Annotated in this window: 11 protein-coding genes and 1 CRISPR repeat array (1 of these 12 cut by a window edge); of the genes, 8 read left to right on the top strand and 3 right to left on the bottom strand. The window is 43.8% G+C overall.

Annotation, left to right across the window (positions count from 1 at the left end; genetic code table 11):
• Window positions 1-4: 4 nt before the first annotated feature.
• The 3 genes from MHM94_RS14440 to MHM94_RS14430 all read right to left on the bottom strand — a co-directional run bounded on the left by MHM94_RS14440 (window position 5) and on the right by MHM94_RS14430 (window position 1,781).
• Window positions 5-517, bottom strand: coding sequence for an outer membrane beta-barrel protein (locus MHM94_RS14440; protein WP_045978143.1), 513 nt, complete (start codon window positions 515-517; stop codon window positions 5-7).
• 144 nt (window positions 518-661) lie between these two features.
• Entirely contained in the window at window positions 662-1,195 is a 534-nt protein-coding gene (locus tag MHM94_RS14435) for a porin family protein (protein WP_151172974.1), read from the bottom strand.
• Between the two features lie 160 nt (window positions 1,196-1,355).
• On the bottom strand, window positions 1,356-1,781 hold the full coding sequence (locus tag MHM94_RS14430; protein ID WP_235419690.1) for a hypothetical protein: 426 nt from the start codon (window positions 1,779-1,781) through the stop codon (window positions 1,356-1,358).
• A 249-nt stretch (window positions 1,782-2,030) separates the two neighbouring features.
• Here MHM94_RS14430 and MHM94_RS14425 point away from each other — a divergent pair, with 249 nt between their 5' ends.
• The 8 genes from MHM94_RS14425 to cas6f all read left to right on the top strand — a co-directional run bounded on the left by MHM94_RS14425 (window position 2,031) and on the right by cas6f (window position 12,951).
• Window positions 2,031-2,966, top strand: a complete 936-nt coding sequence (locus MHM94_RS14425) for a general glycosylation pathway protein (protein ID WP_235419689.1) — start codon at window positions 2,031-2,033, stop codon at window positions 2,964-2,966.
• Between the two features lie 56 nt (window positions 2,967-3,022).
• Window positions 3,023-4,204 (top strand): response regulator, encoded by a 1,182-nt coding sequence (locus MHM94_RS14420; protein ID WP_235419688.1) that lies wholly within the window; start codon window positions 3,023-3,025, stop codon window positions 4,202-4,204.
• 327 nt (window positions 4,205-4,531) lie between these two features.
• On the top strand, window positions 4,532-5,545 hold the full coding sequence (gene cas1f, locus MHM94_RS14415; RefSeq protein WP_235419687.1) for a type I-F CRISPR-associated endonuclease Cas1f: 1,014 nt from the start codon (window positions 4,532-4,534) through the stop codon (window positions 5,543-5,545).
• The gene (gene cas3f, locus MHM94_RS14410) at window positions 5,542-8,931 is read left to right on the top strand and encodes a type I-F CRISPR-associated helicase Cas3f (protein WP_235419686.1); all 3,390 of its coding nucleotides are present in this window, start codon (window positions 5,542-5,544) and stop codon (window positions 8,929-8,931) included. The genes cas1f and cas3f overlap by 4 nt, the downstream gene beginning before the upstream one ends.
• The gene (csy1, locus tag MHM94_RS14405; protein ID WP_235419685.1) at window positions 8,916-10,268 is read left to right on the top strand and encodes a type I-F CRISPR-associated protein Csy1; all 1,353 of its coding nucleotides are present in this window, start codon (window positions 8,916-8,918) and stop codon (window positions 10,266-10,268) included. The genes cas3f and csy1 overlap by 16 nt, the downstream gene beginning before the upstream one ends.
• A 1-nt stretch (window position 10,269) precedes the next feature.
• Window positions 10,270-11,301 carry a type I-F CRISPR-associated protein Csy2 gene (csy2, locus tag MHM94_RS14400; protein ID WP_235419684.1) on the top strand — a complete coding sequence of 344 codons (1,032 nt, stop codon included), beginning with the start codon at window positions 10,270-10,272 and terminating at the stop codon, window positions 11,299-11,301.
• A gap of 18 nt (window positions 11,302-11,319) precedes the next feature.
• Window positions 11,320-12,303 (top strand): type I-F CRISPR-associated protein Csy3, encoded by a 984-nt coding sequence (gene csy3, locus MHM94_RS14395; RefSeq protein WP_235419683.1) that lies wholly within the window; start codon window positions 11,320-11,322, stop codon window positions 12,301-12,303.
• Between the two features lie 9 nt (window positions 12,304-12,312).
• Window positions 12,313-12,951, top strand: coding sequence for a type I-F CRISPR-associated endoribonuclease Cas6/Csy4 (cas6f, locus tag MHM94_RS14390; protein WP_235419682.1), 639 nt, complete (start codon window positions 12,313-12,315; stop codon window positions 12,949-12,951).
• Between the two features lie 149 nt (window positions 12,952-13,100).
• Window positions 13,101-13,971: a CRISPR direct-repeat array (repeat unit 28 nt; unit sequence CTTCACTGCCGAACAGGCAGCTTAGAAA) (it continues 1,678 nt past the right edge of the window).

Below are 13,971 nucleotides of genomic sequence, written 5' to 3'. Positions count from 1 at the left end.
ATCCTTAAAAAACATAACTCAGACCAACGCCCCACGCGTCAATGAGGATATCGTCTTTGTTATAACGCTGTTGGTAATCGGCATTAATACGAAAATTATAGGGAAGGTCATAATTTACTCTGCCTCCCCAAGCAAAGCCTGAGAATTCTTCTAAGCCATCATAGACACTGGGCTTGCCACTGAAGAGCACTTCGGTACGCGCATAACCTAAGGCTAAATCGACGCTAAAACCATCGTAATTCGGTGAGCGAAAGCGAAAAAATGCGCTGTAATTTTGGTCGATGTCCGTGGTGACACCTAGAAGATCGTCGTCGCTGCTACTCACTCCGCCTTGAAGCTCAAGGAAAATACCATTGTAAAGTTCAGCACCTAGCTTAATATTGTTCACCGTGGGGGAGGCGCTATTGCCATCAAAATCGGTGCTTAGTTGCAGATAATCTGCACCGATATAATATTCATTGGCGTGAGCGTAATTGCACGCGAGCGCCAAGCCTAAGCACAGCAGTTGCTTTTTCATTGTGTCTTCCTTCTCGAGATGATCCACAGCAGTGTATCAAAATTGTATCTAAAGTGGGTAACAAGATGTAACCTAAATTTCGCCAACAGGCTATGCTAGGAACGCAGCGCCCATGGCAAGATAGTGGGCCCTTTATACAAGGGGTTAAAAATGATAACTCACGCCTAAACCGTAGCTGTCGAGCTCAACTTCGTTACCTAAATCACGTGATGTGTAATCAAGCGCAACATGCCAGTTAGGGTTCACGGCGTAGTCAATGCGTGCAGAATAGGCAAAGCCATCGTCAGAGATACTTTGGTTAAGTGCTTGATTAGTTAAATCTACTTCGGTGTGGGCATAGCCTAATCCTAAATCAAAGGCAAAACCACGATGGCGAGGGGTGAGTAAACGCACAAACAATGCGCGGTTAGCGCTTAACTCATAAGTGGTACCCTCAACCATGTCATCATTGTCGTAGACACCCAGCTGTGCCTCCAACGCAATTTGTTCAAAGATAAATACACCACCGCGTAAATTAACGTGGCTAAAATCTGCTTGTCCGGGCGTGCCGACAGTCTTTAAATCCATTAATTGATAATCGCTACCAAGATAAAAGTCCATTGGGTGTTCAAAAGGACGATTGTCGGCATGGGCATTCAGGCAGGTAGCACCAAGCAAGGCACACAGGAGCTTATTCATAACATTATCCCTGTTGTAGTGAGCAAAAAATTGTATGCAAAATCCTAACTTAATGATTTAGCGAAGTAAATGGATGTACTCTATGGCGCTAACACAGCAAACAATAAAAAACCCAGCGCTAGGCTGGGTTTTGGTGCATCACAATGTTGAACTGTGGCTGTTATTGATTCGCTTCTAACTCTTCGCGTTTAGCGCGAATTTTTTCTTTCAGCTCTTCAATCTTTTCTTTTGTTTCTTCTGATAATTCACCGGCACCTTCTTTTGACTCTTCCCAAGCTTGCTGGGCTAGATCTTTAGAATCGGCAACTAAATTATCTAAATGTGTTTTTCCTTCTTCACTGGCTACGGCAACAAGTGCTTGTGTTTCGTTAACAAGCTCATCAAGTTGCTCACCGAAAGACTCATCGTGCAATTGCGCGCTAAGATCTTTAGCATCTGCAACAGCAGAGTCCCATGCTTGGCTGATCTCTTCTTTTGCTTCGGCCGCACTGTCTTTCGCTTGCTCTTTTGCTTCATTAGCATCTTCACAAGCACTCAGTACCAAGGCACTGGCTAGAACGGTAATAACAGCTAATAATTGCTTCATTGTGTCTTCCTCTTTGACAAAACCTGGGCTCAGTATAGCGGTAAAAATATAAATAGAGCATGAATTTGCTACTTTTATCTGAGCAGTTGTGACCGTGCACCATTTCGAAGCAGCGCTGTGCACTGATGGCGCAATGACTGCACCAGATTATGCGAATAAAAATTTAAGGTACTGAACACGAAAAGAAAAATAGAGTTGGCACTAATTCTGCGGCGGTCTTTGCCAAGCAAGGGGTTGAGGAGCACCGACATGGGCATTAGTTACCTGAGCGTGATTGAACGCTATCAAGAGCATCATAGCGTCATCACACCCTTACTCGATGCACTTATTCAGTCTTTGCAAGCCCACCCGCAGTGGCAAAACCAGCCACACCTTGCTTTTGCAAAGCTATGCCAACATTACCATTTTGCTGAGCTGTGTTATTTACTTGATAGCAACGCGGTGCAACTGAGTGCCAATATCGATAACAAAGGGAATACCCTGCACGGGCAGGGGTGTAGCCGAGCCTCTCGGCCTTACTTTACGGCGCAGCAGCAGGGTCAATTTACACTCAGCGAACCTTACATCTCTTTAGCCACCGGCAACCTATGTGTGTCGGTGATGGCCCCTTGCCAACAAGGTAGCGATAGCAAAGACTATGTAGTGGTTGATATTCACCTCGCTCAGCTGGTGGAGTATGTGATGGGGGACCGTTCTCGAAGCCGTTTTAGTGGCGTATTTAAAGCCGGCTACAGTGTCATTGTTATGAGCTTATTTACGCTGGTATTAGTGCTTATGTACACCGTTAGCATGGAAATTTGGCACTTACTGCTTAGCCTAAATGGTGATAGCGATCCGCTGCAGCCTTTTGGCATTATTATCTTTATTACCTTAGCGTTATCAGTATTTGACTTAGGTAAAACCATCCTCGAGGAAGAAATTTTAATGCACAAAGATATCTTCCGTCACAGTTCTACGCGACGAACAATTACGCGATTTATTTCCACCATCCTTATTGCCATCTCCATTGAAGCGTTATTGACCATGTTCAAGGCTTCTTTGGGGCAGACAGAGTACACCACCGCCGCGCTGCTGATGATGCTGAGTGTGATGGGGTTGCTGATAGGGCTAGGCGTGTACGTTTATCTAGGTGCTAAGGCAGAGCTGCTGTTAATACAAGCTCAGCGAGCTAAAAAAGGCAGTTGAGGGCGTCTCTACTATACTTGTGGCAACGTTTACGCGGGCCTTGGGAGTGGTGAGCTATGTATGACAACTTAAAGAATCATCAGCACTACACGGTGATTCTTTACACCCCAGATAAAGACATCGACCAGCATGCGATTGATGTGCTTAGCAGACACTTTGACCATATTTTGGTTACCAGTGATAAGCAGCAACTACTGATTGCTGTGAGCCAATCTCCCGCTGTAGTTGTGTTTATGTCTTTTGAGCATTTTGCCGACGCGCTGCAGTTTTATTACACCCATTTAGAGCCAATGCAGCGCACGCCGCCCACCTTTAAGGTTGCCTACCTTATTGCTCGTAAAGACGAAGCGGACGCTTATCATGCGTTTGCCATCGACGCTATTGATGACTACGTGGTGGTGCGCCCGCTCTACGAGGTACATCGGCCGATATTAGTTGCAACCACCTTAATGCGCCAACTAGGTGTGATGGCAGCGTCGAAGCAAGCTAAAAAGGCCCATTTTCAGCAGCTTCACCTGAGCGCTAAGGTAGAGCAGCAAATGCTTGAAGGGCTGCGACATAAAAAAGCGTTGAAAGAGGCATTTACTCACTCTATAAATGAATTACAAGCGCACATTATGGACCAGTCCCAGCACTTGGGTGATGACGGTGAACAGGTTGATGTTAAAGAGGTAAAGGCACTGCTTTCGCGGCTATGCTCCAATGAGTTACGACCTATGCTGCTACATTTACAGCAGCAAGCTTTAGATCTTCTGGAGCAGTGCTTGCGCAGCAGCAGTCAGCAAAGCGGTGGCACTGCTGATACGTCGAAAGCTTCAAACGAGCCGGTGCAGCCCTGCGTCAAAGATGCGCAAGTCAATAATGTTTTACTGGTGGATCATGATGAAGTGTCGTTGCAATTAAGCGCCCGCTGCTTAGCGCATTATCAGTGTCAGGTGGTCGAAGTACTTAATGGCCGCGAGGCACTGAAATTATTACAACAACACGCATTTGATTTAATCGTGCTGGACATTAACCTCGATGACTCCGATGGTATAAACATCGCATATCAAATTCAGCATAACCAAGGCACTAATCAGCAAACGCCCTTGATATTAATGGTCAAGCAGCTGTGCAGTGTAACCAAGCAGCGCGCAAAAGACGCGGGTTTTGAGGTACTGCTGGAAAAACCTTTGACCATGAAAAGCTTAGATTCAGCGCTTACTCAGCTGCAGCGCCGTCTAGCGCTAAAAGAATGAGCGCTTTTCTAATAAACACACAGCCTGCTATTCCCTTGAATGTCGATGTTTTAGCGGTGGATCGCAAAAATGTTAAAACATATCCACGATAGTGTGCTTGAAGTAACCCTACTTCTACTAAAAGCAACTTTTCATACAAGACTATTAGATTTTTCTATTAATATTAGTTACCTAGTATGATAAAAATCTAAGAAGAATAAATTTCTAAAAAACTTTCACAGAATCTAGTCAAACATCCTCCACCACATTTTGACGAATGATGGCTAGTACCCTAACTTAGTGCAATGCATTAATATTTTCTACTAAACCCTTTTAAAAAGGCCTTTCATGGATGACTTAGCCCCCTCAGATTTAAAAGCAATCTTACACTCAAAACGTGCCAACTTGTATTACCTCGAATATTGTCGAGTAATGCAAAAAGATGGTCGTGTGCTGTATTTAACTGAAGCCACCAAAGAAAACCTTTACTTCAACATTCCCATAGCCAACACAACCGTGTTGTTGTTAGGCAATGGCACATCTATCACCCAAGCCGCAATGCGTATGCTGGCGCAAGCTGGCGTGCTGGTCGGCTTTTGTGGAGGTGGGGGCACGCCGCTTTACATGGGCAATGAAATTGAATGGTTTACTCCACAAAACGAATACCGCCCTACAGAATACTTACAAGGCTGGATGGGCTTTTGGTTTGATGACGACAAACGTTTGGCAGCGGCAAAAACATTTCAGCATGCACGTATCGACTTTCTAAAACACGTTTGGCAAAAAGACCGAGACTTAAAAACAGAGGGCTTTGACTTTGACGATAACGCCATTCAAAACGCGCTCAACTCTTTTTTTACCCGAACTGAAAAAGCCATCAATTCGCAGGAACTGTTGCTAACGGAAGCTCAGCTCACCAAGGTGCTTTACAAATATGCCGCTGATGCAACGCAAAACGAAGGGTTCAAACGTCAACACCAATCAAGCCGCACACTCGATATAGGCAAAGCCAACGACTTTTTAAACCACGGAAATTACTTAGCTTATGGGTTGGCCGCTTGCACACTTTGGGTGCTTGGTATTCCTCATGGCTTTGCCGTCATGCACGGCAAAACTAGGCGCGGTGCATTGGTGTTTGATATAGCCGATTTGATTAAAGATGCACTGGTGCTGCCTTGGGCATTTATCTGCGCCAAAGAAAATGCCACGGAGCAAGAATTTCGCCAGCAAATTTTGCAAGCTTTTACCGATCACAAAGCGCTTGATTATATGTTTGAGCAAGTTAAGAAAGTGGCACTGCAAAACTTAACAGAAGAGCAAATTGATGCGATAGGAAACAACCCAGCGGGTGACCAATTATGATGGTTACCTTTGTCTCTCAATGCGAAAAAAACGCCCTCAAAAAAACACGGCGAGTACTCGACGCCTTTGCCAATCGAATTGGCGATAATACATGGCAAACCGTGATCACCCAAGACGGACTCGATACCGTTAAAAAGATGCTGCGCAAAACCGCCAGCCGCAGTACCGCTGTGAGCTGCCATTGGATTAGAAGCCGCGCCCGCAGCCAATTTTTATGGGTGATTGGCAACAAGAATAAGTTTAATTTGGAAGGTGTAGTGCCGGTTAACAGAACTTCGCTCAATCTTGAACACAAAGAATGGGAACAAGGTTGGCAGTTGAATGAAATCATTTTACTAGCAACAAGTCTTGCTGGGTTATTCCACGATTTTGGCAAAGCTAATACCTTATTTCAGGCCAAACTGGCGGGCAAAACCAAGCAAAAAGGTGAGCCTTATCGTCACGAATGGGTATCGCTAAGGTTATTTGAAGCACTAGTAAAACATAAAGCGGATGAAGTTTGGCTAACTGAGCTTGCAATGCTCACTCCTAGTAAAGCGAGTGAATTAGAGCAATTCATGCTCACTAATATGTGCAAAGATAATGAAAAACAACAGCGCGTGTTTGAGCATTTATCGCCACTTGCAAAGCTCGTCGCTTGGTTAGTGGTATCGCATCACAGGCTGCCATTAGATCACACCAAAGTGGCAAAAATTGATCAAATGGAACAATGGTTAAATACTTGTGGTGCAAGTCATTGGAACTCTGCCAATGCGTTAGATCTAAGCGCCTATGGTGAAGATGCTATTACCCAAAACTGGCAGTTTGAATTTGGTACACCTTTAGTAAGTCAAACTTGGCAAATCAAAGCGAAAAAGCTTGCAACAAGAGCCTTAAAGAACCCTGCTATCGGTGCAATGAATATGGATTGGCTTGGGCAAACTTTCGTTGCGCATATTGCGCGAATGAGCCTCATGTTGGCTGATCACTATTATTCATCATTGCCCTTTGAAAAGTGCAAATCAGCTTGGCGCGACCCAAATTATCAACCTATTGCCAATACAGATAAAACTGCAAATTTAAATAAAGCACAAGCCAAACAGCAACTTGATGAACACAACATTGGTGTTGCTGCAAATGCCCAGCGTTTTATTCAAAACCTACCTGCGCTTAAATTTACCTTGCCTGCGATTACGCAACATAGGCTGTTTACGAAAAGTGCTGCACAGGCCAAGTACCGCTGGCAAGACAAAGCGTTTAGCGAAATTAAAACAATTGCCAAAACAACCGAGAAACAAGGTTTTTTTGGAGTGAACATGGCATCAACAGGCTGCGGTAAAACCATTGCAAACGCCCGTATTATGTACGCTCTGTCAGATGAAAGAGAAGGCTGCCGATTTTCAGTCGCACTTGGGTTAAGAACGCTTACGCTGCAAACAGGTGATGCATACAAATCGCTTTTAAAGTTAGGTGACGATGAATTAGGTGTACTGGTTGGCTCGCAGGCAGTGAAAACGCTGCACCAGGTAAGCAAAGAACAAGAAAGTATGGGCTCTGGTAGTGAATCTGCCGAAGATTTATTAGCTGATTTATTCGTCAGTTACCAAGGCCAAATCTACGACGGGCGATTAAAACACTGGTTAAGTAGCAGTCCTAAGTTAGAACAGTTAGTCAGTGCCCCAGTGGTTGTCAGTACCATCGACCATTTAATGCCAGCCACCGAAAGTAAACGTGGAGGTAAGCAAATAGCACCTATGTTGCGCTTGCTCACTTCAGATTTGGTACTCGACGAACCCGATGATTTTGGGTTAGAAGATTTACCTGCATTGTGCCGTTTGGTGAACTGGGCTGGTATGCTGGGCTCTCGCGTATTACTGTCGTCGGCCACGTTGCCACCGGCGCTGATTAAAACGCTATTTGACGCGTATCAAAGTGGTAGAGAACAATTTAATCAAGCCCAGTTTGGAGATAATCAAAATAGCACTGTAGTGTGTGCATGGATCGATGAGTTTTCGAGTGTCACTAAAGAAATTAGTAATAACGAGAATTATCTAGAACAGCACAATACCTATATTAAAAAGCGAATTACAAAACTACAAAAACAACAGCAGGTATTGAGAAAAGGCCAAATAGCGCCAATCGAGTTTGATAAAACTGACACCGTTTATCAGCAAGTTGCAAGCACTATTTACACTAACATTTTTAAACTTCATGCAAAGCATCACAGTCAAAGCCCGTGTGGTAAACAGGTCTCGCTTGGTGTGGTGCGAATGGCGAATATTAATCCCATGGTCGCGACAGCAAAGGCACTGTTTGCCACACCGGCGATGCCAGATCATGAAGTGTTTTACTGTGTATATCACTCTCAATACCCGTTGGCGCTGCGCTCTTATAAAGAAACCCGCCTCGATAATATATTATCAAGGCATGATGAAAACGCCCTTTGGCAACAGCCAGAAATCAAGCAAGCGTTAAAAATCAGTAAGGCAAATAACTTGATATTTGTGGTGGTAGGTACATCGGTTGTTGAAGTCGGTCGTGATCATGATTACGACTGGGCGATTGCAGAGCCAAGCTCGATGCGCTCATTAATTCAACTAGCAGGTCGTATTCAGCGCCATCGCCAGCAAACGCCAAGCGACAGTAATTTGTATGTGTTAGAGCAGAATATTCGAGCTCTTAACGGGGAAAATTCGGCGTATTGTAAACCCGGTTTTGAAAGCAAAGCATTACCACTTGGCGATCATAACCTTAAAAACTTGCTCAGTACTGAACTTGACAATATTTCTGCGATATCTCGAATAGTCGAGCCCGAATTTAAGGGGAGCGACTTTATGTTCGATCCCCAAAGTAACGAAACAAAAGCGAATAAAACAACGAGCTTTTTAGTACAAGAGCATCGTGCCCTGCGTTTTACGTTAGAAAAAACAATGGGCGAAAAGTACAAGTTGCCACTATACCGTAACTACAAAGAAGCCAATCTATGGTGGCGATCAAGCAAATCGTATGATGCGAATTGGAACGCCGAATTTATTCGCCAAACCGAGTTTAGAAAGTCGCAACCACAAGAAGCATTTATTTTACGTGTTGAAGAAGAAATACTTTGCTGGAGCCAACTCGATACCAGCAGAAAACCTTATTGTTACGTCAGCAAACAAACACGTTTTTTGCAATATGATACAGCTTTGGCAGCTGGTTGCCATTGGTGGTTTTCACACAGTGTTATAGGCGTTTATCAATATTACGCCGACGCACTTAATTTATCCTTACAAAAAGCCAGTGAACAATTAGGCGAAGTCAGTTTACGTGCCGAGCAGAATGAGCAATCCATTACTTGGAGTTGGCACCCCCAACTGGGAATTTATCAGAATATAACAACGAAGGAAGACGAATGGACAGCACCTTGAGCGATGCCATTGCCGATTATATCGAGCAGCGCAAGCAAACTAAGCTCGAGCCACTTTTAAAAGCCTTAAATAAAGTGCTCGAAAAAAGCGACGATCCTGTTGCCATAGCACAGGCCAAGGCCGATTATGCAGAACAAGCTGCACCAATAGAAGCTGCGTTTAAACCGGATGTTTGGTTAACCGATGCAGCAAAACGCGCCAAGCAAATTAGCGTGGCAACCCATGCCGCAAAATTTACTCACAGTGATGCAAAAGCCAGCAGTATGCTAGTTACCCAGCATGAAATGAACGGCAGCTATGTGACGACCGCTAGTTTAAAAGAAAAGGCTATTGATGCCGTTGGTAATGCAGCAGCGTTAGATGTGGCTAAATTGCTAAAAATTGAAGTAGCAAGTGTAAGTTTAGTAACGCAACTTCAAGCAGGTAATGTAAATGCGCTCAACGTTTTTACGGATGATGACCAGTTGTTAAGTCAGTGGCAAGCTGGTTTTAAAGAAGCTTTAGGAGATGCCAAGCTCGCAGGGCATACCTTAACCAAACAGCTTTATTACCCAGTGGCGCAAGACAGTAGTGAAGATCAAGCCTATCATCTATTAATACCACTCACATCATCAGCACTGGCGCATAGACTCCATAACACAGTAACTCAAACGCGTTTTGGTGAAGAAGCAAAAGCGATAAAAGAGGCGCGAAAAAAAGGGCATGTTCACCCGCAAAATTCAGTGAGTTTTGTCAAAACTGCGGTACAGAATTTTGGTGGCTCTAAACCACAAAATATTTCGCAGTTAAATAGCGAGCGTTTTGGACAGAGCTTTTTGCTCAATTGTGCGCCGCCAAGCTATCAAGGGCAAGTTAAAGCACCTTCAAAGCAAGCGAGCTTTTTTAATCGTGAATTTAGTTATCTAACTGCACAAAATGTCAAAGAATTTAAGGCGTTTTTAGCAAACTTAAAAGACAGTGACCGTAATTTCAAAACCCGTTACAAGCGCGATTTTTGGTACACACAACCCATCTTAGATACTTTATTTGAGCGTGCCGCGTTATTGCAAAACCAAACTGAGTTAACAGGCTGGGCAACATCAACAGACGTCAAAATGAAAAAAGCACATTGCTTATGGCTTGATGTTTTTAATGATAATGCCTCGTTTCAAGCCGAACGAGAAAAACGCGAATGGCAAGAAGAAGTAGCTCACGATTTCGCCACTTGGCTACTAAGAAAGCTAGAAAATAAAGACGTTTACTTGTTAGGTGACAACGAGCACAGCTATTTTAAAAAGCTCTGTTTACAACAGCTTAAAGCGTTTGAATGGCACACGCCAAAAGTGGGAGACCAGTGATATGAGCCAATATATATTAATTAAAAAGCTTAATGTGCAAAACGCCAATGCCATTGCAGGGCTTACCTATGGTTTTCCTGCAATTACCAACTTCTTAGGATTTGCGCATGCACTTTCAAGAAAATTACCAGCAAGCTTAAATGTTAATTTAGGTGGCGTGGTGGTTATCAGCCATAAAAATCAGGTGCATGCCCGCCAACCTAAAGGGTGGGGCGATTATGTGTTTGCATTAACCCGTAACCCACTTTGTAAAAAAGTAAAATCCAATGCTGATCTATATGACAAGAAAGGTAATTTAAAAACAGCCTCAATTAATGAAGAAGGCCGCATGAATATGCAAATATCTTTATTAGTTGAAGTAAAAGGGCTGATAGTAGCTGATACCCTGACAGAAACCGATCTTAAAGCGCATTTAAAGCGATTGATCCCAATGTTAAGACTGGCTGGTGGCCAAATACTCGGGTTTGAAGCGTGTGAACTGTTAAATACCGAAGAGCAACAAGCTTATGCATTGCGCCGTTTAATGCCGGGCTTTGTACTTATGGATCGCCACGAATACCTTGCAGCGCACTTTGAACAGCGAAAAGCCGAGCAAGACGATGTGTGTTTATTTGATGCTTGGTGTGATTTTGCAACATTAACTTATCGTGCAAACCCAAGTGAACATCAACAAACAGAAGATACTGTTGAGGCAGAGCAGGCAATAGTCAAAGCCAATTGGGAATACGTACCCAAGCCGAATGCAGGCTATTTAGTTCCGATTGCCACAGGTTTTTGTGCAATTTCACCTTTGTATGAAGCCGGTGAGGTTGCCAATGTACGAGACAACACGGTGCCAGTGACCTTTGCAGAAACTGCTTACAGTGTGGGGGAGTGGCAAAGTGTGCATCGCCTTCATCACATCGAAACAGCTCTTTGGCGCTATACCGATAATCATCCGTGGTACATTGCGACCACAAACGAATTGAAACAACCCATTATTGAGCCTGACTTCATCGACAGCGAAGCAGCATTTAACCCTGATAATTATTAAGAATATGGAGATTTAATTATGGCAGACGTAAAACTAAAAACCCCATCAGTATTGGCTTTTGAAGCAAAGCTCATTCCTTCAGACGCACTAATGTTTGCAGGTAATTTGGGCGCGGATACCTGGCAACCGATCTTAGTTGGTGAAAAGGCGGTTAGAGGCACTATTTCAAACAGATTAAAAGCTGCAACGGCGAATGACCCAGCGAAACTAGACGCTGAAGTTTCGAAGGCGAACTTGCAAACTGTAGATGTAGCCGCTTTACCTCATGATTGTGATGCGCTCAAGCTGGTATTTACTTTAAGAGTATTGGGTGACTTACATGTACCCTCGACCTGTAACGACCCTACTTATCAAGCTGCGCTGGGCGAGATTGTGAAGCAGTATCAAATAGAGACTGAGTTCAAAGAGCTAGCCAAGCGTTATGCTCATAACATCGCAAATGGGCGCTTTTTATGGCGCAATCGTGTTGGTGCAGAGCAAGTTAAAGTGGTTGTTAGCGTTGGCGAAAAACAATTTAGTTTCGATAGCTATGAGTTCAGCTTAAAAGCATTTGATGACAACGAGCAGCTCAATGAGTTGACACAAATGATTCAACAAGGCTTGATTGAGCAACATGCGTTTATCAAAGTTGAGGCTTACAGCCAATTAGGCCAAGGTCAAGCGGTGTTCCCATCACAAGAGTTAGTCATGGGTGGTGGCAAAGGGGATAAGAGTAAGTTTTTGTATCAACTTGATGGGCAAGCAGCGATGCACTCACAAAAAATTGGTAATGCCCTACGTACCATTGATACTTGGCACCCACAAGCCGATGAAATAGGTGCGATTGCGGTTGAACCTTATGGTTCGGTAACCAACCGTGGTGCGGCATATCGCCAGCCAAAAGAAAAAACCGACTTTTACAACTTATTAGATGCTTGGTTACTGAAAGGCAAAGCGCCCTCAATGGAACAACAACACTATGTAATGGCCATGCTGATCCGTGGTGGTGTGTTTGGGGAATAAGGAGTCGCGATGAACTACTACCAAGAAATCACCTTGCTGCCAGAGGCTGAAATACCGCTCGGATTTATATGGCAAAATGTGTTTCAGCAAGTGCATATTGCACTTGTAGAAAACAAGGTCGCACCTAACCAATCTGGGGTCGCTGTTGGCTTTCCTAATTATGGTCAAAAAGGCTTTCCGCTCGGCAATAAGCTGCGATTGTTTGCAAAAGAGCAGACACACTTAGAAACGTTATCCATTAATAAATGGTTAACTCGTCTTGAAGACTATTGTCATATAAAAGCCATAAAACCAGTACCAGAAGACGTAACATGGGTGAGTTTTACTCGTCAGCATGTTAAATCACCTGAACGCATTGAGCGTGAGATGCAAGAAAAGGCTGAACGGTGGTCAGCTAAAAGTGGTAAGCCTTTAGTTGAATGCTTAGCAGAGTTAGAAAGAACTAAACCTTCTTCAAAATGTGACTTACCTTTTGTTTATTTGCACAGTCAACAAACAAAGCAACGTTCACCAGACATTAATAGTAAATATCCTTTGTTTATCAAGTTGCAAGAGTTTACTGGTAAGTCAAACGGTACATTTGACTGTTACGGATTGAGTTCAAAGTCAAATGAGGAAAATGTGAATGGGTGCGTGCCTCAGTTTTAACAAATAAAAGGGGACTTTTCCCCTTTATTTTTGCTCTTTAAAAATTTGCATAAAATACAGTGTGTTGCAACATGCTATAAAAATAAGGTAAAAATTGGTTTTTTATCTTAATAGCTTGTTGCAACTTACTTTTTTCCGTTTACTCTATACTTCACTGCCGAACAGGCAGCTTAGAAACAGCCAAGGGTTCGGCAGTTGGGTATATCGCCCTTCACTGCCGAACAGGCAGCTTAGAAATGTCATCAGCGTGGCTGTCGGTTTTGGCGAATCTTCACTGCCGAACAGGCAGCTTAGAAACTCTGGTTTCATCCATAAGAGCAAGTGCCAATCTTCACTGCCGAACAGGCAGCTTAGAAAAGCTCGTCCTGCTTCATCTCGGTTCTTTCAAGCTTCACTGCCGAACAGGCAGCTTAGAAAAAATTGAAAATGACGTTTTGCAGTTCGGCGTTCTTCACTGCCGAACAGGCAGCTTAGAAATAACACTAAAAATTCTGTTTCACCAGAGATGACTTCACTGCCGAACAGGCAGCTTAGAAATAAGTCACGGCAACAGCGGCGGCGACCCTGTTCTTCACTGCCGAACAGGCAGCTTAGAAAAATTGAATAATTACTTCGTGCAGTTCAGCATTCTTCACTGCCGAACAGGCAGCTTAGAAATGATGTGTCAGAGATTTTGAGAACTTCAAATACTTCACTGCCGAACAGGCAGCTTAGAAACGAGCAAAGTCGGTGTTCGTTGCGTGCATGTTCTTCACTGCCGAACAGGCAGCTTAGAAATAAGTCACGGCAACAGCGGCGGCGACCCTGTTCTTCACTGCCGAACAGGCAGCTTAGAAAAATTGAATAATTACTTCGTGCAGTTCAGCATTCTTCACTGCCGAACAGGCAGCTTAGAAATGATGTGTCAGAGATTTTGAGAACTTCAAATACTTCACTGCCGAACAGGCAGCTTAGAAACGAGCAAAGTCGGTGTTCGTTGCGTGCATGTTCTTCACTGCCGAACAGGCAGCTTAGAAACCT

Origin of the sequence: Pseudoalteromonas sp. CNAT2-18.1, from assembly GCF_022347865.1 — a bacterium.
GTDB classification, from domain to species: domain Bacteria; phylum Pseudomonadota; class Gammaproteobacteria; order Enterobacterales; family Alteromonadaceae; genus Pseudoalteromonas; species Pseudoalteromonas ruthenica.
Note: the sequence above shows the minus strand (reverse complement) of the source record. Positions and strands in the feature narration are given on the sequence as shown.